The organism is Colwellia sp. BRX8-7, assembly GCF_014077275.1.
In the GTDB taxonomy this organism is placed as follows: Bacteria; Pseudomonadota; Gammaproteobacteria; order Enterobacterales; family Alteromonadaceae; genus Colwellia_A.
Map to the genome: position 1 here is coordinate 141,847 of NZ_JACGVP010000010.1, position 19,137 is coordinate 160,983.

Genomic DNA, 19,137 nt, shown 5'->3' on the forward strand with positions numbered 1-19,137 from the left:
TTGCTTATTTTCTAATCAATCGAAAGTAAATTCAAGTAGTAAGTGGTTATTTATCTATGAATTATAAAGGATAAATTTATTCATTTATAATATAAGGATCGGATATATCGAGTGCTTTAAGTAATTTTGTTTCCAGTGCTTCCATTTCTGTGGCTTCAACTTCATCAATATGATCGTAACCTAATAAGTGTAAGCAGCCATGAATCACCATATGAGCCCAGTGATTATGCAGGTCTTTGTGCTGTTCATTGGCTTCTTGGGCGACGATGTCAGCACAAATAACTAAATCACCGAGTAAGTCTAGTTCAATTTCTGCTGGTACCTCAAAAGGAAATGATAAAACATTGGTCGGTTTATCTTTTCCACGATACTGTAAGTTCAGAGACTGGCTTTCTTTAACGTCAACGAGACGAATGGTAAGTTCAAAATCCGTTTTATCATTATTTAAAGCGATATTTACCCAAGATTGAAACTGTTCATTGCTGGGTAAATTTTTGGCATCACAAGCATGTTGAAGATCGAGTAGTGTTGCCACTATTGATTATCCATAGCATCAAGTGCCGCTTTATTTCTTTTTTCATCTTTTAAACGTTTTTCTTTTTGTTCAAAAGCATCATATGCATCAACAATTCTAGCCACCACCGGGTGGCGGACAATATCTTTTGATTCAAAGTAGTTGAAACTAATGCCTGGAATATCGTCAAGCACTTCAATCGCGTGACGTAAGCCTGATTTAGCACCACGTGGTAAATCTACTTGGGTAATATCACCGGTGATAACAGCACGGGCATTAAAGCCAATACGGGTTAAAAACATTTTCATTTGTTCTACGGTCGTATTCTGACTTTCATCAAGAATTATAAAAGCATCATTTAATGTTCTGCCACGCATATAGGCAAGAGGAGCAATCTCAATGACATTGCGCTCGATAAGCTTTTCAACTTTTTCAAAACCCAGCATTTCAAAGAGTGCGTCGTATAAAGGGCGCAGGTAAGGATCCACTTTTTGTGATAAATCACCTGGAAGGAATCCCAATTTTTCACCCGCTTCAACGGCAGGGCGTGTTAACAGAATTCGTCTAACTTCTTGTTTTTCAAGAGCTTCAACAGCACAAGCAACGGCTAAATAGGTTTTACCCGTACCCGCAACACCAACGCCAAAGCTAATGTCATTACTCATAATGTTATGCACATAACTTTGCTGGTTTGGATTACGAGGTTTGACGACACCACGTTTGGTTTTTATAGTCACTAACTTGTCGAAATCAACATCAACTTTAGTGGGCTCTTGCTCAAGCACTTTTGCGTCTAAAATAGCAAGATGGACCATTTTTTCTGTGATTTCTTTTAGCTCATTTTTTACGGTTGCCGTTTCAATATATAAATTCTTAAGCAAGACAATGACGGCTTCACAATTTGCGGGTTCACCCATCACTTTAAATTCATTGCTGCTGTAACTTATTTTAACACCAAGGCGACGTTCAATGGTTTTTAAGTTATCGTCCATTGAACCACATAAATTCGCTAGGCGATTATTATCAAGCGGTGTTAAGTCAAATTGTTTGCTAATACTTGTAGTCAAATTTATATCCGTTTTTATAGGCTAAGGTTTTAATTATTAAGGCGTAAAACTACCAACACCTAACTCGTCGATGTTACTACTTTTGCTCGTATGATGACTGTTCGCTAGGATGTCTTGTGGAGAATACGCAATGCGCAAGCCCATTTCACTTTCTTCGCGCACTAATTCACCGCGCAGCGAGTTAGCATAAACATCAGTAATTTTAATATCAACAAATTGACCAATAACCGTGTGAGGAGCAACAAAATTAACCGTGCGGTTATTTTCTGTTTTACCGCGTAATTCCATCGGATTTTTCTTTGAAGGACCTTCAACAAGAATACGTTGTTCTGTATTCAACATTTGACGTGCAATACGTAATGCTTGATGGGTAATTTGGTCTTGAAGCACTTTTAAACGTTCTTTTTTAGTGATATCAGAAATATCATCAATCATATCTGCTGCCGGTGTACCAGGGCGCGCACTGTAAATAAAACTAAAGCTTAAATCGAAATCTACCGCTTTAATTAAATCCATTGTTGCTTGGAAGTCAGCATCCGACTCACCAGGAAAACCAATAATGAAGTCTGAACTCATGCAAATATCTGGACGTGCTTTCTTTAATTTTCGAATTTGTGATTTATATTCTAATGCAGTATGACCACGTTTCATTTGCGTTAAAATTCTATCTGAGCCACTTTGTACCGGTAAATGTAGGTGACTTACTAATTCAGGAACGTCTTTGTAGACCTCAATGATATCATCAGTAAATTCAATCGGATGTGATGTTGTATAGCGAATACGGTCAATGCCATCAACCGTAGCAACCAAACGCAATAATTCTGAAAAGCGACAAATTTCATCATCGTGCGTAATACCACGATAGCCATTAACGTTTTGTCCTAATAAATTAACTTCACGTACACCTTGTGCAGCAAGTTGAGCTATTTCATATAATACATCGTCAAGTGGACGACTGACTTCTTCACCACGAGTGTAAGGTACAACACAGAAGGTACAGTATTTACTACAGCCTTCCATAATCGATACAAAAGCGCTAGCGCCATCAGCTTTAGGTTCAGGAAGACGATCAAACTTTTCAATTTCAGGAAAGCTAACATCAACAACAGGATTATGATCACCAGTAACTTGTTGGATCATTTCAGGTAGGCGGTGCAATGTTTGTGGACCAAAAACCATATCAACATAAGGCGCACGCTGGCGAATAGCATCACCTTCTTGAGAAGCAACACAGCCACCAACACCAATTAATAAACCGGGTTTATTGTCTTTTAGATGTTTCCAACGCCCTAGCTGATGAAAAACCTTTTCTTGTGCCTTTTCGCGTATAGAACAAGTGTTTAATAAGATGACATCAGCATCTTCAGCTTCGTCAGCCAATACAAAACCATGCGTTGAATCTAATAATTCGGCCATTTTCTGCGAGTCATACTCGTTCATTTGGCAACCCCAAGTTTTGATATATAGCTTTTTACTCATTAACTTTCCACTCATTAAATATTTAAAAATTTAGACAAACTAACATGAAATTTATTGCTTCGCAGTTAGTTCAATTTAAGGATGCATATTTTACTCCTTCTTGACGCTTGACGCCAGTACCCGATTCAACTTTAAGTGGCGCGGGTCTATCTGATCTCAATTATTGACCGCAACCATTAATAATATTCGTATAACTGATATAGGTTGGTTAGAATAACTTTGAAAAATCATTAAATAAAAAGTGTAAATTTTATGAGCAATTTTGATTGTGTCGTGGTCGGTGGTGGTATGGTCGGCGCTGCTAGTGCGTTATCTTTGGCAAACTTAGGGTTAACTGTGGCTATTGTCGAACCAAAGCAACCCGTCTGTTTTAATGAAACACAAGCACTAGATTTACGTGTTTCAGCTATATCGCTTGCTTCTGAGCATTTGTTGACACAATTGGGGGCTTGGCCACAATTAAAACAATGGCGAATGTGTCCTTATAAACGATTAGGTGTTTGGGAAAATCAGACAAGTTATACCGAGTTTAACGCCGATGACATTGGGCAATCTCATCTTGGCCATATTATTGAAAATCGCTTAGTTCAGCTTGCCTTATGGCAGCAAATTAAAACTCACAGTAAGGTGACTTTATTTGCACCAGCGAGTTTAGAGAGCTTTACTGAACATCAAAATGAAATCGCAGTAAGCTTGGCAATTAAACCGGCTGAAAAAGAGTGTGGCGAAATAGAAAAAATTACCACTCAAATATTAATTGCGGCTGATGGCGCTCATTCACAGGTAAGAAAACTAGCTCATATAGGTATAACGGGTTGGGATTATCAGCAATCAGCAATGCTTATTAATGTTGAAACTCAACATTTACAACAAGATATTACCTGGCAACAATTTTTTCAGACTGGCCCAATTGCTTTCTTACCGCTGCCAGGAGAAAGTCAATTAGGTGGTTATGCTTCCTTGGTTTGGTATCATCAAAAAAACGAGATAAAAAGGTTGTCGGCTTTATCTAATGAACAACTGCAAAGTGAAATCATTGAAAAATTTCCACAACGAATAGGTCAAATAAAGGTTATTAATAAAGGGGCATTTCCACTGACTCGTCGACATGCTAATACTTATCAAAAAGGTCGAGTATTATTATTAGGTGATGCAGCGCACACCATTAACCCCATGGCAGGGCAGGGAGTAAATCTTGGCTTTAAAGATGTTAAGGCTTTACAAACCGTCATAGCCAGTGCCATTGGTAATAATGAGTGTTGGCACTTGCCTGAGGTTTTATCACGTTACGAATCTAAGCGACGAATAGACAATCTATTGATGATGACAACGATGGATTCACTGTATGCAACTTTTAGCCACCCATCACCAGCTATTAAACTCTTTCGAAACATAGGGCTGACAATGGCAAATAAGATACCTTTTTTGAAAAATAAGGCTTTAGCTTACGCTTGTGGTGTATAAGTTGAAGTGATAATGGATCTTAAAAGAAATTTTTCAATGCAGTAAGAGATTAAGTCTTAAGATAATATGTATTGGGTGTTTAAGGTAAGATTCAAAAAGAATGGCAGGGGTAAGAGGATTTGAACCTCTGAATGACTGGATCAAAACCAGCTGCCTTACCGCTTGGCTATACCCCTGTAATGTTACTTATTTTCTAACAACTATCATGATGATATCTGTTAGTTAGAATGGTACGGGTCAAGAGACTTGAACTCTCACATCTTTCGATACTGGAACCTAAATCCAGCGCGTCTACCAATTCCGCCAAACCCGCATTGCTTCTAATACTACTAAGCGTTAATAGCCTTGTAGATATTTCAAATAATTATTATGTCACTCAGTAATGTTTACTATTTTTTTAATAAAGACTAATTACGTTTTAAAAAAGGAATATTAAACAATAAAGTGGCAGGGGTAAGAGGATTTGAACCTCTGAATGACTGGATCAAAACCAGCTGCCTTACCGCTTGGCTATACCCCTGTAGGTATTCTAAATAACAAGTAAATATGACACTTATAATGTTTAATATTAGTTTTAATAAAGACTGATTGAGTTTTAAAAAAGGAATGTTAAACAAGAAAGTGGCAGGGGTAAGAGGATTTGAACCTCTGAATGACTGGATCAAAACCAGCTGCCTTACCGCTTGGCTATACCCCTGCAATGTTACTTACTTTCTAACAAATATCATGATGATAACTGTTAGTTAGAATGGTACGGGTCAAGAGACTTGAACTCTCACATCTTTCGATACTGGAACCTAAATCCAGCGCGTCTACCAATTCCGCCAAACCCGCATTTCTTCTAATACTTCTTTCACTACTAAGAGTTAAATGGTGGCTACACCGGGATTTGAACCTGGGACCCCATCATTATGAGTGATGTGCTCTAACCAGCTGAGCTATGTAGCCTTTCCGTATTGCCTCTCAGCAAGTGGCGCGTATTATGCAAATCTGCTTAGGCTACGTCAACCGTTTTTTTATAATAAATGCTAATTTCTTTCTGTTTGCTTGTTTAGTCTACAAATTGGGCGTTTAATATTCTAGGAAAGCGCAATCTCTTTAAAATAAAAACAAGAACGCTAAGTTCTTGCTTTATTTTAAAGAAGCGTAGATATCAACTTATGATTATTTTACGCGTTCTTTTGCTTCTTCTTCTAAATGTTTTGAGTATTTACCAATATCGGTGATATGTTTAGCAACTTCTTTTGAAGGAACTTTACCAATAATAAATTCACCTGTTTCTAAAGCGCTATTAGATGCAGCAAAAACTAATAAATTTTGACCGTTACATTCGATACTACCAAAAAGTGCACGAATTTTTAATTTATTTTGTTTCATAAATGAACGTAAGCGGTTCTTATCATTAGCCGCAACGTATTCACAAATACGAAGAGATATATTATCGGCTTTAGTCACAGGGGCAAAAGTTACTGAAGCGGCAATTAAGCTAGCAAGTAGGAGTGTTTTTTTCATGGTCTGCCTTTTTATTGTTTATTAAAGTAATAGGTTGTTGGTCTGACGTTGATGATTTTAACTTATATCAGATTGGTATTATGATAATTGTGGTATATTTTAGAAATAAAACAAGATATTTTTAAATTTTTTAAATTAAGTAGTCTATTGTTTTCATTGTTTATTATTTATATCTTTTTCTTTTTTAGTCATTTTTTTAAATTTTAATGACGAGTAATAACTTATTTTTAGAGACAAAAAAGGAGCCGAAGCTCCTTTTACTATTTAATTTATTCGCGTTAAAGCGTAAACATTACACGTTAAATCTGAAGTGAACCACATCACCATCTTTAACACGGTACTCTTTACCTTCTAAACGCCATTTACCGGCCTCTTTAGCCCCTGACTCGCCATTAAATTCGATAAAGTGCTCATAGGCAATAACTTCTGCACGAATAAAGCCTTTTTCAAAATCGGTATGAATAACACCCGCAGCTTGTGGAGCAGTAGCATTTTGCTTTACTGTCCATGCACGTACTTCTTTTACACCTGCCGTAAAATAAGTTTGCAAGTGAAGCAAAGAATAACCAGCATTAATAACACGATTAAGCCCAGGTTCTTCTAGTCCAAGGTCAGCCATAAATTCAACACGGTCTTCATCATCCATTTCAGACAATTCACTTTCAATTTCAGCACAAACAGCAACAACGATAGCACCTTCGGCATCAGCAATTGCTTGAACTTGATCTAGGTAAGGATTATTTTCAAAACCATCATCATTCACATTCGCGATATACATGGTCGGCTTTAGTGTTAAAAAGTTTAAGTAGTCTACCGCTGCTTTTTCTTCTTTAGACAATGTTAAAGAACGTATCATATGTCCTTCTTCAACATGCTTTAATATCTTTTCTAATACCGGCATTTCAAATTTAGCGTCTGCATCGCCACCTTTGGCTTTCTTCGCTAAGCGGAAAATTGCTCGTTCCGCTGTGTCCATATCAGACAAAGCCAGCTCAGTATTGATCACTTCTATGTCATCACTAGGGCTAACCTTATTGGCAACATGAATAATGTTGTCATTATCAAAACAACGCACAACGTGACCAATTGCATCGGTTTCACGAATGTTAGCAAGAAATTTATTTCCTAAACCTTCACCTTTTGAAGCGCCAGCCACTAAACCTGCAATATCAACAAATTCCATAGTAGTTGCTAGAACGCGTTCAGGGTTTACAATTTTGGCTAATGCATCTAAACGAGGGTCGGGCACGGGTACTACACCCGTATTCGGCTCAATAGTACAAAATGGAAAATTAGCTGCTTCAATACCTGCTTTTGTTAATGCATTGAAAAGTGTTGATTTACCTACGTTGGGCAAGCCAACAATACCGCATTTGAATCCCATGATAATACCTTAATTGTGTTGCAAAATTGTTTTAAAAGTTTAGTTATAGCGGTTTGAATGAATGCAAACGATTTTGAGCTTTCTTTAAATCGTCTGTTTGCCAGATGTCGATACATCGGCTTGCTTCATCAATCGCTTGATCTATTTTGTCTTGGTCAATAGCTGGTGCTTTGCCAAGTACATGTCCGGTAACGCGATCTCTATGACCTGGGTGGCCTATACCAATGCGTAACCGATAAAATTCTTTGTTATTAGCCAGACACGAAATAATATCGCGTAAGCCGTTATGTCCACCGTGCCCGCCACCCTTTTTAATTTTACAGACGCCCGGTTCCATGTCTAACTCATCATGAGCAACAAGGATATTATCGACGGGAATACGGAAAAAATTTGCAAGAGGCGCTACAGACTGACCACTTCTATTCATAAACGTTGTTGGAACAAGCAAATGAACAACTTCGTTACCTATTAGGCCTTTGCCGTAAAGTCCGAAATATTTTTTTTCTGGTCTGAGGGAGATGTTGTAGCGAGAAGCAAGTTCTTCGACGAACCAAACTCCGGCATTATGACGAGTTTTTGTATATTCGGGGCCTGGATTACCCAGGCCCACAACTAGTTGAATAGTCATTTAAGCTTATACTTAATGATTATTCAGTAGCTTCAGTTTCTTCAGCTTCATCAGTTTCTTCAGTTACGCCTTTCGGTGCATTTAATGAAACAACAGCTTGATCATGATCTTCGCCTTTTGCTAATTCGTCAGATGTTACGCCTTTAGGCAAAGTAACGTCTGATAAATGCAATGTTTGACCAACTTCTAAATCAGCAACATCAACTTCGATGAATTCTGGAATGTCAGCAGGTAAACAGCTAATCGCAATTTCGTTAATCTGGTGAGTAATGTTGCCACCTTTTTTCTCTGCTTCTTCTTCGTTAAGGAAGTGAATAGGAGCGTTAACGTGAACTGCATGAGATGCATCAATGCGTAAAAAATCTAAATGCATTACAAGTTGCTTGAACGGATGACGTTGCATGTCTTTTAAAAGACACTCAACTGGCTTACCGTCGATGTTTACAGTTAAAACGTGAGAGTAGAATGCTTCTTCTTGTTGTGCACGGTAAACATTTTTGTGCTCTAACGTTAAAGAAATCGGCTCTTGGCCTTCACCGTATAAAATTGCAGGAACTTTGTTTGCGTGACGTAGGCGGCGGCTCGCACCTTTCCCTAGGTCAGTACGAACTTCAGCTTCTAAAGTAAATAAATCAGTCATTTTTTAATACCTAATATTAAAGAGTTAGTTGAGTTGTTTTTTGCGACCAAAAACAACAATGAACCTTTACAACAATAAAAATAATTCAATCATCATAAAAGGCGCGGCATAATAACACCTCAACTTAAACATATCCAACGTTAATATGATTAATAAACTATTAATCATGGCTCCTTATTATGGGTATCATTGGGCTAAATGACCGTTATAGATAATTTTTTATTGAAATTTAGGTGTTAGACCCGTTACCATTCAAAATACACTCTAGCAACCTGCGTCCTGAAATTGAGCGGGTATACGTGCCTCATAACTTCTAATGCCTAATGTCGATAAGAGAATTAACTATGACAATTACATCTTTCTATCCAACTCCTCGTACTTTAATGGGCCCCGGTCCTAGTGATGTTTCACCCCGTGTTTTATCTGCTTTAGGTCGTCCGACCATTGGTCATTTAGATCCAGAGTTTGTGCAGATGATGGACGAAATTAAATCATTACTACAATACGCATTTCAAACCAAGAATGAATTGACGATGGCGGTTTCAGCGCCAGGCTCGGCAGGTATGGAAACTTGTTTTGTTAACTTAGTTGAACCAGGCGAAAAAGTGATTGTTTGTGTAAATGGTGTTTTTGGTTCGCGTATGGTGGAAAATGTTCAACGCATAGGGGCTCAAGCCATCGTTATAAACGATGATTGGGGAACGCCTGTCGATGTCAATAAAGTAAAACAAGCTTTTAAAGACAATAGTGATGTTAAGTTTTTAGCCTTTGTTCATGCTGAAACATCTACTGGTGTATTGTCTGATGCAAAAGCCTTATGTGCCATAGCTCAAGAAAATTCAGCGCTTTCTATCGTCGATGCAGTGACCTCATTAGGTGGTGTTGAACTAAAGGTTGATGATTGGGGAATCGATGCTATTTATTCGGGTAGTCAAAAATGTTTATCGTGTGTGCCCGGCATATCACCGATTAGCTTTAGTACTAAAGCCGTTGAAAAATTAACAAGTAGAAAGTCTAAAGTGCCCAGTTGGTTTTTAGATTTATCTTTGGTTATGGGCTATTGGGGCGGTACAGGTAAACGTAGTTATCATCATACGGCACCGGTGAATTCTCTCTATGCTTTGCATGAATCTTTAGTGATGTTACAAGATGAAGGTTTAGAAAATGCGTGGCAACGCCATAAAAACCAACACCTGAAATTAAAAACGGGATTAGAAAAACTAGGCATAGCGTTTGTTGTTGAAGAGCAATACCGTTTACCACAATTAAATACGGTATTGATTCCTCAAGGCGTTGATGATGCAGCTGTTCGCCAAACCTTACTTAATGAATATAATTTAGAAATTGGCGCTGGCCTAGGTGGTTTTGCTGGTAAAGCATGGCGCATTGGTTTAATGGGCTATGCGGCAAGAACTGAAAATGTGACTTTATGTTTAGCGGCTTTAGCGGATGTTTTAGAGAAATAGTCAACGTCTGACAAAAGAATTAAGCGAGCGTAGCTCCAGTGTTGTGTTAAATAAAAAAGCCCCGAGTCAAAATATGACTCGGGGCTTTATTATTTATGAAGTTCTTTTATCAGGAATGCTTAACTGTCAAACATTGCTGAAATAGATTCTTCGTTACACACACGGCGAATCGCTTCAGACAACATACCGCTTAAAGTAAGTTGACGAACAATACCAAGCGCTTTAATTTCGTCGGTAAGTGGTATTGAATCTGTTACCACTAACTCATCAATAACAGAATCTCTTAGGTTTTGCGCAGCATTACCAGAAAGAACTGGATGAGTAGCATAAGCAATAACGCGTTTAGCGCCATGTGCTTTTAATGCTTCAGCCGCTTTTGCTAATGTGCCACCAGTATCTATCATGTCGTCGACAATGATACAGTCGCGGTCAGCAACATCACCAATAATGTGCATAACTTGTGCAACATTGGCTTTTGGACGACGCTTATCGATGATAGCAAGATCGGCTTCATTGAGTAATTTAGCTACGGCACGAGCGCGAACAACACCACCAATATCAGGAGAAACTACTATTGGGTTATCTAGATCACGAGAAAGCATATCTTCAAGTAAAATAGGTGTGCCAAATACGTTATCTACCGGTACATCGAAGAAACCCTGAATTTGCTCAGCGTGTAGGTCAACCGTTAATACTCGGTCAACACCAACACTTGATAAAAAGTCAGCGACAACTTTCGCAGTAATTGGTACACGAGCACTACGTACACGTCTATCTTGGCGAGCATAACCAAAATATGGAATAACTGCAGTAATACGACCAGCAGATGCTCGTCGTAATGCGTCAATCATCACAATTAATTCCATTAGGTTATTATTCGTTGGCGCACAAGTTGATTGAATAATAAAAACATCCGCACCGCGTACGTTTTCGTTAATTTCAACACTGATTTCACCGTCGCTAAAACTACCGACTTTGGCATCGCCTAAAGTCATATACAAACGATCAGCTACTTTCTTGGCCAGTTCAGGGGTGGCATTACCCGTAAATATTTTCATGTCAGGCACGGTCAGTTCCTCGGAAACTATTGACATTTTAAGTTACGCTATTAGTAAACCTTGAGTTTACTATCAGCAAATTATTAAATTTTTTCCAGTGGTTCTTGGCATTTTTATGAAAATAAATTCTCAATGGTATTAATAGTCTGCATTTTCTACTTGCAATGTTACTAAGTTGTTAATGGCATTGCGTAATGGAGATGTATTGACACCTTTTGCCACAAAAGAAATTATTCCATTAGGAAGTAATGACTGGATGCGACAAGCCTCTTGCTCAGTATCAAAACGAGAAAAAATACACGCTCCGGTACCAGTCATTCGAGACGGGGCGTATTCTACCAACCAAGCCAGTAACTTGGCAACCTCGGGATACTTTTTTATTACTAATGTCTGGCAGTCATTGTGGCATAAGTCTATGTCTAACTTACTAATATCATCATTTAAATTAACTTTTGCCGTATTGCGAGTTAAGTCAGCATCAGTAAAAATACTGGCAGTAGAAATACTGACATCAGGTTTACTGACTAAAAACCAGCTTTCTTGAGGATAAACAGCAGTGAGTTCTTCACCAACACCTTCAGCAAAAGCAGCAAAACCATGAATAAAAATCGGTACGTCAGCACCTAGCGATAGGCCAAGTTTTGCTAGATCGGTGGTAGACAAGTTGGCCTGCCACAAAGTATTTAATGCCAATAAAATAGTAGCGGCGTTGGATGACCCGCCACCTAATCCACCCCCCATAGGGAGAATTTTTGTTATTTTTATTTGTGCACCTAAATATACGTTATTAAAAGTAGTCGGATTTTTTAATAGGTGGTTTTGTAGTAACCGAGCTGCTTTTACAATTAAGTTATCTTCATGTAATACACCATCAATCGGCGTGAGTAATTCAATACTATTACCCTGAGTCTTTCTTATTTCTATGGTGTCGCTGTGATCTAAAAATTGAAAAATAGTTTCTAACTGATGATAGCCGTCGTTGCGTTGACCAATAATATGGAGGAATAAATTAAGCTTTGCCGGTGCAGGAAAACTATAAAATTGCTGGTTAGTCTTAGTCATTACTTGTCACGTCCCATTGATGAACATTAATTTTAATGGTGATGTTATCTTGTTTTATGGTGAACTTCGTTGCTAATTGATATTGGTCTACTTGTTGATAGCCACTATACTTAATAAACCATTTTTTTTCACCAGAGTAGCTGGTCAATGTTTGGGGTAATTGTGTTGTTTCGTTATAGGTTATTTTATCACTAGCTAAATAAGGTAAGCCTTTTAACCAGAAAGTCATCGCGTGTGTCGGTAATGTAAAACCTGTTAACGAAGCAAGCAGGGAGTTTAAATCAGGGCTTTGGTAGCGCTCACCATCGACATTAATAACATGCATATTATTGACCGACTCTAAAGTAAAAACTTGAATACCGAGCACTGTGGTTAAATTTAGCATCTGGCGATTTTTATCTCCTTGGTAATGCCAATTTAATGTTAAGCTATGACGCTCATTAGGGCTAATTACGCCCATTTTCCCTTTTATTTTCCAATTCGACATTGCTGTGAGCTTTTTAGTGCGCTCGGTAATGTTTTGATGTTCAGTAATTTGCTGATGGTTATTCGTTAAAGAACTACAACCAGATAGAAATATCAGTAAAAAACTGAAAAAGAGTGTCAGCGATAAGGTAATTTTATTCATATAAACCATTATTATTGAGTTAATCGCCATAATATTGCGTTATCGCGTATTTGATGCTTTTAATTTTCTTCGATTTTTCGTAAAATTAACATCATTATTTATCATAGATCATAGGTTTTTTATAAAACTTGATTAATAATGTCGTTAATAAAAAGATTAATGGAAAAAAATTGCTTATCGATAATTTTTCTTTCTGGTATTAATCGTCTTAAAAAGGCTGAATCGTTCCGTTATGTCTATAGTTGCTGTTGGAATCAATCACAAAACTGCCCCTGTTGCCGTGAGAGAAAAAATCTCTTTTAATCCCGACAATTTAAGTGTGGCATTAACTGAATTACTTGGAAACGTAGAATGTCGTGAAGCGGCTATTTTATCAACTTGTAATCGTACAGAGCTGTATTTAGTTCAAGAAGGCGATGTAAGGGTTACCCAAGAAAAAGTTGTCCGCTGGTTAGAAAAACATCACAATGTTCCTGCTTCAACTATTACGCCAAGTTTATATTGGCATACTGATCAACAGGCCGTTAACCACATGATGCGGGTTGCTTGTGGCTTAGACTCTTTAGTTTTAGGCGAACCGCAAATCTTAGGTCAAATGAAGCAAGCCTATAGCCAAGCGAAAGCTGCTGGTTCTATGTCTTTAGTCATGGACCGTTTATTTCAACGTACTTTTGGTGTTGCTAAACAAGTTCGCACTGAAACTGAAATTGGCGCGAGTGCGGTTTCGGTTGCTTTTGCATCGGTAAATCTAGCAAAACATATTTTTGCCAGTCTTGAAAATGTAAAAGTACTATTAGTGGGGGCCGGTGAAACGATTGAACTGGTTGCTAAACATTTATACGAGAATAAAGTGGGTAAAATAACTGTTGCTAACCGCACAATTGCCCGTGCAGAAGCAATGGCTGGTGCTATTGGCGCTGACGTTATTACCTTGGCGCAAATCCCTGACAAAATGGCTGATGCCGATATTGTTATTAGTTCAACCGGTAGTACTTTACCCATTATAGGTAAAGGTATGGTTGAACACGCATTAGGAAAGCGTAAGCATCGTCCTATTTTTATGGTTGATTTAGCGGTTCCTCGTGATATCGAAGAACAGGTTGGTGATCTAGAAGATGTTTTTCTATATACGGTTGATGATTTACAAGGCATTATCGCGAAAAATTTAGCCAATCGTCGCAAAGAAGCGGTTCAAGCTGAGGCAATAGTTTCTACTCAATCTGATGTGTTTATGTCATGGCTTCGTGGCTTAAATACCCAAGATACCGTTATAGATTACCGTAAACAATGTTTAGAACATCGCGATCTGTTACTTGATAAAGCATTGTTACAACTGCAGGGTAATAAGTCACCAGAAGCTATTTTGGCTGAGTTAGCCACTAAGTTGACCAATAAATTTATGCATGCACCCACTAGCGCTATTCAATCGGCTGCCCAAGGTGGCGAATTAGATAAATTGGTATACTTACGCGATATTTATAACATTAAATAACGGTCTCGACCTTACAACACACCCAAACCGTATTTTGATGAACATTTGAGCTTAGCTGGGTATTTACAGCTTTTTTACACCTTTGATTGAAAGTGCTCAACTAACCCTTTAAACTGCACATCACCAATTTTTATCCGCTGTTTCCTAATTATAAGATTTCTTAATGAATAAATCTGTTTATCAAAAACTTGAAATATTAGTCGAGCGCTTTGAAGAAGTTCAAGCCTTGCTTTCTGATCCTGGAACACTTTCAGATCAAGAAAAATTTATTGCCTTATCAAAAGAGTTTTCTCAATTAGAAGCAGTCACTAGTGTGTTTAATGACTACCAAAGCGCAGAAGAAGACTTTGCTTTAGCTGAAGAAATGCTAAAAGATGAAGACCCTGAAATGCGTGAAATGGCGCAAGAAGAATTTAAATCAGCTAAGAAAACCATTGAAGAATTAGCCGATCAATTACAAATTTTACTATTACCTAAAGATCCAAACGACAACAATAACTGTTTTGTTGAATTACGTGCAGGAGCCGGTGGTGATGAAGCGGCAATTTTTGCTGGCGACTTATACCGCATGTATAGCCGTTACTGTGAAAAGAAAGGCTGGCGTATTGAAGTTATGAACACCAATGAAAGTGAACAAGGTGGCTATAAAGAAGTCATTTTCAAAGTGCTTGGTGAAGGCGTTTACGGACAAATGAAGTTCGAGTCTGGTGGTCATCGTGTGCAACGTGTTCCTGAAACTGAATCTCAAGGTCGAGTGCATACTTCTGCTTGTACCGTTGTTGTTATGCCTGAGATACCAGAAGCTGACGCGATTGAAATTAATAAAGCAGATTTAAAAGTTGACACTTTTCGCGCATCAGGTGCGGGTGGACAGCACGTTAACAAAACTGATTCTGCCATTCGTATTACCCATATTCCAACAGGCGTAGTTGTCGAGTGTCAAGAACAACGCTCTCAGCATAAAAACCGTGCGCAGGCGATGTCGGTATTACAAGCTCGCTTACAACAAGCAGAAGATGAAAAACGCCGCAGTGAAGAAGAGTCTTCACGTCGTAATTTAGTGGCAAGTGGTGATCGTTCAGAACGAATTCGTACTTACAACTATCCGCAAGGGCGTATGACGGACCACCGTATTAACTTGACTTTATATCGTTTGAACGAAGTCCTTGAAGGTAACTTGCATTTGGTCCTAGAGCCTATTATGTTAGAAAATCAAGCCGATTTACTTGCGGCTCTTGCTGAGCAAAACTAGTTATTGGTTTGAGCGAATCCTTAAAACCGTCAATAACATATTGCCAGCAGAGTTTTGCTGAAATAATTAATCAAGGGCAGCAGTTACTCGCTGCCTTTTCTGATAGCGCAAAACTCGATTGTAAAATCCTACTTGCCTTTGTTTTAAATAAAGAAACAAGTTATTTGTTAACTTGGCCTGACAAAAAGTTAGCAGAGCATGAATTCTACGCTTTTTTAGCTTTGTTTGAGCGCCGTTTGCAAGGCGAGCCTATTGCTTATATTACACAAGAACGTGAATTCTGGTCACTGCCTTTTTACGTATCACCAGCAACCTTAATTCCTCGTCCAGATACAGAGTTACTGGTCGAACATATTTTAGCACGCCATCTAGCAAGTGATTTATCGTGCTTGGATCTCGGTACGGGTACCGGAGCTATTGCTCTGTCGCTTGCTTCAGAACAAAAGCAGTGGCAAGTTCACGGCATTGATTTTAGTGACGCTGCGATTAGTTTAGCTAAAAAAAATGCTCAACGGCTAAAGTTACCACAGGTAGAGCTTTATCAAAGTGATTGGTTCTCTAATGTAGCCGTAGATAAAAAGTTTAATATTATCGTTAGCAACCCCCCTTATATAGATGAAGCCGATCAGCATTTAATTGCAGGCGATGTCAGGTTTGAACCGCTATCTGCTCTGGTTGCTCGGGATAATGGTTTTGCAGATATCAAACGTATTGCCAAAGACGCACAAGGTTATTTAACCAATAATGGTGCACTCTATTTTGAACATGGCTTTGAACAAGCGGCTGGCGTTAGCGATATATTAAAGCAATTGGGTTATCAGTCGATTGAAACATTTAAAGATTACGGCGGAAATGACCGAGTTACTTGCTGTATTTATGTACAACAAGAAGAATAAAGATAAATATAAGGTTTTGCATGAAACATTTACATATGACTCTGGCGGCAATAAGCATTATATTGTTCACCTACCGGTTTGCATTAACCTTGATGAATTCAGCACAATTAGATAAAAAATGGTTGAAAATCAGCCCTCATATCGTTGACACTTTTTTATTACTATTAGGTGTTGGTCTGGCTGTCAAGTTAGCGATAAATCCAATAGAATATTTATGGCTAGGCGAAAAGATACTTGCCATTATTTTTTATATTTTTACCGGCTATTACACGTTGAAGTTAGCTCGTAACCGAATGATGCAAGTGATAGGTTATTTAGTAGCTATGGGCTGGATTATGTTAGTGGTGCGAATAGCGACAACAAAACAAACGATATTTTTATAATAAATATACCCTGAAATAAGCAATAACTATAAATAGAGTCAGCAATTAAAAATTACAGCATGAATGAATTATTATTTTCCGAGCTCAATGATGACGATAAATCACTTATTGAAGCTTTTGTACTTATTGAAGAAGTTGTTTTTGGTGATAGTGACTTTGAGCCAACAAACCTTAGTCAAATAGTTGAACAATGTTCAGAATTAATTTCTGATACAGAAGAGTATCTTGAAAAAGCTGAGCAATTAATCAATGAACTTTTCATTGGGCAACTTTTTATTGATAATCAACGTGATTTTTGGCCCGTTAGTGCTCATAAGTTACAAAGTGGACTCGATTTTAAGTTAATGGCCCCGGCGCTAAAAAGTATAGTGCTTTGCCATATATTTCGTCTTTGTGGTTTTGAAGCTGATGTGGTGTACGTACCAAAGAAAAATATGATTCGCGTCGTCTGTGATGATGTTTATGCGATTGTTTTTGATCCCATTACTGGAGAGTCTTTAAATTGGCAGGAGCTTGATTTATGTATGGATGAACTTGATGGCGATCCACAAAGCGACCAAATTGAAGATATTTCAAGGTTAAGCTTAATTGTTAAGCACGTTAGCTCATTGAAAAATGCTTTGATCCGCGAAGGGCAGTTTGCTCAAGCATTAAAGTGTGTCGATATATTAATAGCGTTACGCCCAGAAGATCCGTTTGAGCGTCGCGACCGAGGTTTTTTGTTGCATCAACTCGATTGTTTTAAAGTCGCTTACGATGATTACCAATATTTTGTCGACAAATGTCCAAAAGATCCTGCTGCGCAATTATTAAAAATGCAATTGGACAAAATCACTATAGCTGATACGGTATTACATTAATAAGCCTTAGAAATAAGGCTGTAGTTTACAAATAAAACCAATAAATCAAATAAAAATAACAAGGTTAATCAATGGAAGATCAAATTATCAACAATACACCTTTTATCACGAATGACGCCACGGTTATGGGGTTACTCGCACTAATACTTGGATTCGTTTTTTATACTTCAAATAGTGAACACCCCGCATTTAAGAAGTTCTATAAATACGTGCCAGCATTACTTATGTGCTACCTATTACCCTCTTTGCTAAACACTTTTGGCATTGTTAGTGCAGAATTGAGTCAAGTAGACGAAGTCGCCAAGTATTATTTATTGCCGGCTTGTTTGGTTTTACTCACTTTGAGCATCGACATAAAAGCAATTGTTGGTCTTGGTAATAAAGCGATTATTATGTTTTTAACCGGCACGGTTGGTGTGGTTATTGGCGGCCCAATTGCGCTCTTAGTTATTTCTGCTATTTGGCCTGAATTACTTGGTGTAACTGGTCCTGAAGCTGTTTGGCGTGGTATGGCTGCGCTTGCGGGTAGTTGGATTGGTGGCGGCGCAAATATGTTGGCGATGAAAGAAATTTATGGCGCTGATGGCAAAATATTCACCATTATGGTGACCGTTGATATTGTTGTAGCCAACTTGTGGATGGCGGTATTACTTTATTTAGCAGCAAACCATAAGCGTATTGATGCGAAGAGTGGCGCTGACACTTCAGCAATTGATAGATTAATTGATAAAGTAGAGTCTGCTCAACGTGAAAATATCAAGTTGCCGTTACTAAAAGACTTTATGATGATTATAGCGGTAGGTTTTGGCGCTGCTGGTTTAGCACATTTTGCCGCTGACTTTTTAGTCCCTTATTTTCAGACAAACTTTCCTGAATTAGAAAAATTTAGCTTACATTCAAAACTATTCTGGATAATCGTCTTAGTGACTACGATAGGATTGGCATTGTCGTTTACTAAAGTAAGAAAACTTGAAGCCGTAGGAGCTTCGAAAGTTGGTAGTAGCTTATTATATGTATTAGTCGCGACAATAGGTTTGCATATGGATGTTACTCAAATTGTTGAGTCACCGAAATACATAGCCATTGGAGTTATCTGGATGTTGGTCCACGTTGCTTTACTGCTTATTGTTGGCAAAATGATTAAAGCACCGATCTTCTATCTAGCTGTTGGCAGTAAAGCCAATATCGGTGGTGCTGCTTCTGCGCCCGTTATCGCATCAGCATTTCATCCTTCTTTAGCGCCGGTCGGTGTACTACTGGCGGTGTTAGGTTATGCTTTAGGTACTTATATGGCTTGGTTATGTGGCCAGTTATTAAGAATTATTGGTAGCTAATCGTTTGTTAGCTCCAGA

At 38.2% G+C, this 19,137-nt stretch carries 18 protein-coding genes and 6 tRNA genes; 8 read left to right on the top strand and 16 right to left on the bottom strand.

Annotated features, from left to right (window positions below; translation table 11 throughout):
- Positions 1-76 precede the first annotated feature (76 nt).
- Genes ybeY through miaB form a run of 3 tightly spaced genes read right to left on the bottom strand, consistent with a single transcriptional unit; the run spans position 77 to position 3,060 of the window.
- Entirely contained in the window at positions 77-535 is a 459-nt protein-coding gene (ybeY, locus tag H4J57_RS11575) for an rRNA maturation RNase YbeY (RefSeq protein ID WP_182215483.1), read from the bottom strand.
- Positions 535-1,581, bottom strand: a complete 1,047-nt coding sequence (locus H4J57_RS11580) for a PhoH family protein (RefSeq protein WP_182215481.1) — start codon at positions 1,579-1,581, stop codon at positions 535-537. The genes ybeY and H4J57_RS11580 overlap by 1 nt, the downstream gene beginning before the upstream one ends.
- A gap of 36 nt (positions 1,582-1,617) precedes the next feature.
- The gene (gene miaB / locus H4J57_RS11585) at positions 1,618-3,060 is read right to left on the bottom strand and encodes a tRNA (N6-isopentenyl adenosine(37)-C2)-methylthiotransferase MiaB (protein WP_182215480.1); all 1,443 of its coding nucleotides are present in this window, start codon (positions 3,058-3,060) and stop codon (positions 1,618-1,620) included.
- 252 nt (positions 3,061-3,312) lie between these two features.
- Here miaB and H4J57_RS11590 point away from each other — a divergent pair, with 252 nt between their 5' ends.
- Complete coding sequence (locus H4J57_RS11590; RefSeq protein ID WP_182243002.1) at positions 3,313-4,524, top strand: FAD-dependent monooxygenase; 1,212 nt, start codon at positions 3,313-3,315, stop codon at positions 4,522-4,524.
- A gap of 101 nt (positions 4,525-4,625) precedes the next feature.
- Here H4J57_RS11590 and H4J57_RS11595 read toward each other — a convergent pair.
- The 10 genes from H4J57_RS11595 to H4J57_RS11640 all read right to left on the bottom strand — a co-directional run bounded on the left by H4J57_RS11595 (position 4,626) and on the right by H4J57_RS11640 (position 8,688).
- Positions 4,626-4,700: transfer RNA gene (locus tag H4J57_RS11595), tRNA-Gln, on the bottom strand.
- A 52-nt stretch (positions 4,701-4,752) separates the two neighbouring features.
- Positions 4,753-4,837: transfer RNA gene (locus H4J57_RS11600), tRNA-Leu, on the bottom strand.
- Between the two features lie 132 nt (positions 4,838-4,969).
- A tRNA-Gln gene (locus H4J57_RS11605) sits at positions 4,970-5,044 on the bottom strand.
- Between the two features lie 102 nt (positions 5,045-5,146).
- A tRNA-Gln gene (locus H4J57_RS11610) sits at positions 5,147-5,221 on the bottom strand.
- A 52-nt stretch (positions 5,222-5,273) separates the two neighbouring features.
- Positions 5,274-5,358: transfer RNA gene (locus H4J57_RS11615), tRNA-Leu, on the bottom strand.
- Positions 5,359-5,395: 37 nt separating this feature from the next.
- Positions 5,396-5,472: transfer RNA gene (locus H4J57_RS11620), tRNA-Met, on the bottom strand.
- A gap of 216 nt (positions 5,473-5,688) precedes the next feature.
- Positions 5,689-6,036: a DUF3718 domain-containing protein gene (locus tag H4J57_RS11625; protein ID WP_182243004.1), complete on the bottom strand. Its 348-nt coding sequence runs from the start codon at positions 6,034-6,036 to the stop codon at positions 5,689-5,691.
- A 292-nt stretch (positions 6,037-6,328) separates the two neighbouring features.
- A complete protein-coding gene (ychF, locus tag H4J57_RS11630; protein WP_182243006.1) occupies positions 6,329-7,420 on the bottom strand; it encodes a redox-regulated ATPase YchF in 1,092 nt (363 codons plus the stop codon).
- Positions 7,421-7,463: 43 nt separating this feature from the next.
- On the bottom strand, positions 7,464-8,048 hold the full coding sequence (pth, locus tag H4J57_RS11635; RefSeq protein WP_182215476.1) for an aminoacyl-tRNA hydrolase: 585 nt from the start codon (positions 8,046-8,048) through the stop codon (positions 7,464-7,466).
- 19 nt (positions 8,049-8,067) lie between these two features.
- Complete coding sequence (locus H4J57_RS11640; protein ID WP_182215475.1) at positions 8,068-8,688, bottom strand: 50S ribosomal protein L25/general stress protein Ctc; 621 nt, start codon at positions 8,686-8,688, stop codon at positions 8,068-8,070.
- Positions 8,689-9,032: 344 nt separating this feature from the next.
- Between H4J57_RS11640 and H4J57_RS11645 the strand changes: the two genes are divergently transcribed.
- A complete protein-coding gene (locus H4J57_RS11645) occupies positions 9,033-10,154 on the top strand; it encodes an alanine--glyoxylate aminotransferase family protein (RefSeq protein WP_182243008.1) in 1,122 nt (373 codons plus the stop codon).
- A gap of 119 nt (positions 10,155-10,273) precedes the next feature.
- Here the strand turns inward: H4J57_RS11645 and H4J57_RS11650 are convergent, their stop codons facing one another.
- From H4J57_RS11650 to lolB, 3 genes are all read right to left on the bottom strand, one after another.
- A complete protein-coding gene (locus H4J57_RS11650; RefSeq protein ID WP_070376156.1) occupies positions 10,274-11,221 on the bottom strand; it encodes a ribose-phosphate pyrophosphokinase in 948 nt (315 codons plus the stop codon).
- A gap of 129 nt (positions 11,222-11,350) precedes the next feature.
- Positions 11,351-12,274, bottom strand: coding sequence for a 4-(cytidine 5'-diphospho)-2-C-methyl-D-erythritol kinase (gene ispE / locus H4J57_RS11655; protein WP_182243010.1), 924 nt, complete (start codon positions 12,272-12,274; stop codon positions 11,351-11,353).
- Positions 12,267-12,902 (bottom strand): lipoprotein insertase outer membrane protein LolB, encoded by a 636-nt coding sequence (gene lolB / locus H4J57_RS11660; protein ID WP_182243012.1) that lies wholly within the window; start codon positions 12,900-12,902, stop codon positions 12,267-12,269. The genes ispE and lolB overlap by 8 nt, the downstream gene beginning before the upstream one ends.
- Positions 12,903-13,134: 232 nt before the next feature.
- Between lolB and hemA the strand changes: the two genes are divergently transcribed.
- The 6 genes from hemA (at position 13,135) to H4J57_RS11690 (ending at position 19,119) form a co-directional block, all read left to right on the top strand.
- Positions 13,135-14,394 (top strand): glutamyl-tRNA reductase, encoded by a 1,260-nt coding sequence (hemA, locus tag H4J57_RS11665; protein WP_070376159.1) that lies wholly within the window; start codon positions 13,135-13,137, stop codon positions 14,392-14,394.
- A 163-nt stretch (positions 14,395-14,557) separates the two neighbouring features.
- Positions 14,558-15,646 carry a peptide chain release factor 1 gene (prfA, locus tag H4J57_RS11670; protein WP_070376160.1) on the top strand — a complete coding sequence of 363 codons (1,089 nt, stop codon included), beginning with the start codon at positions 14,558-14,560 and terminating at the stop codon, positions 15,644-15,646.
- An 8-nt stretch (positions 15,647-15,654) separates the two neighbouring features.
- A complete protein-coding gene (prmC, locus tag H4J57_RS11675) occupies positions 15,655-16,542 on the top strand; it encodes a peptide chain release factor N(5)-glutamine methyltransferase (RefSeq protein ID WP_220470304.1) in 888 nt (295 codons plus the stop codon).
- 20 nt (positions 16,543-16,562) lie between these two features.
- Positions 16,563-16,925, top strand: coding sequence for a SirB2 family protein (locus tag H4J57_RS11680; protein WP_182243014.1), 363 nt, complete (start codon positions 16,563-16,565; stop codon positions 16,923-16,925).
- 59 nt (positions 16,926-16,984) lie between these two features.
- Entirely contained in the window at positions 16,985-17,785 is an 801-nt protein-coding gene (locus tag H4J57_RS11685) for a SirB1 family protein (protein ID WP_070376162.1), read from the top strand.
- Positions 17,786-17,856: 71 nt separating this feature from the next.
- A complete protein-coding gene (locus H4J57_RS11690) occupies positions 17,857-19,119 on the top strand; it encodes a DUF819 domain-containing protein (RefSeq protein WP_070376163.1) in 1,263 nt (420 codons plus the stop codon).
- Positions 19,120-19,137: the final 18 nt, after the last annotated feature.

What these genes read in the sequence shown, in the direction of transcription:
- H4J57_RS11640 (WP_182215475.1), bottom strand. Translation starts at nt 8,688, where the DNA reads ATGACTGATTTATTTACTTTAGAAGCTGAAGTTCGTACTGACCTAGGG.
- H4J57_RS11690 (WP_070376163.1), top strand. Translation starts at nt 17,857, where the DNA reads ATGGAAGATCAAATTATCAACAATACACCTTTTATCACGAATGACGCC.
- prfA (WP_070376160.1), top strand. Translation starts at nt 14,558, where the DNA reads ATGAATAAATCTGTTTATCAAAAACTTGAAATATTAGTCGAGCGCTTT.
- H4J57_RS11590 (WP_182243002.1), top strand. Translation starts at nt 3,313, where the DNA reads ATGAGCAATTTTGATTGTGTCGTGGTCGGTGGTGGTATGGTCGGCGCT.
- pth (WP_182215476.1), bottom strand. Translation starts at nt 8,048, where the DNA reads ATGACTATTCAACTAGTTGTGGGCCTGGGTAATCCAGGCCCCGAATAT.
- H4J57_RS11645 (WP_182243008.1), top strand. Translation starts at nt 9,033, where the DNA reads ATGACAATTACATCTTTCTATCCAACTCCTCGTACTTTAATGGGCCCC.
- ychF (WP_182243006.1), bottom strand. Translation starts at nt 7,420, where the DNA reads ATGGGATTCAAATGCGGTATTGTTGGCTTGCCCAACGTAGGTAAATCA.
- hemA (WP_070376159.1), top strand. Translation starts at nt 13,135, where the DNA reads ATGTCTATAGTTGCTGTTGGAATCAATCACAAAACTGCCCCTGTTGCC.
- H4J57_RS11685 (WP_070376162.1), top strand. Translation starts at nt 16,985, where the DNA reads ATGAATGAATTATTATTTTCCGAGCTCAATGATGACGATAAATCACTT.
- lolB (WP_182243012.1), bottom strand. Translation starts at nt 12,902, where the DNA reads ATGAATAAAATTACCTTATCGCTGACACTCTTTTTCAGTTTTTTACTG.
- H4J57_RS11625 (WP_182243004.1), bottom strand. Translation starts at nt 6,036, where the DNA reads ATGAAAAAAACACTCCTACTTGCTAGCTTAATTGCCGCTTCAGTAACT.
- ispE (WP_182243010.1), bottom strand. Translation starts at nt 12,274, where the DNA reads ATGACTAAGACTAACCAGCAATTTTATAGTTTTCCTGCACCGGCAAAG.
- miaB (WP_182215480.1), bottom strand. Translation starts at nt 3,060, where the DNA reads ATGAGTAAAAAGCTATATATCAAAACTTGGGGTTGCCAAATGAACGAG.
- H4J57_RS11680 (WP_182243014.1), top strand. Translation starts at nt 16,563, where the DNA reads ATGAAACATTTACATATGACTCTGGCGGCAATAAGCATTATATTGTTC.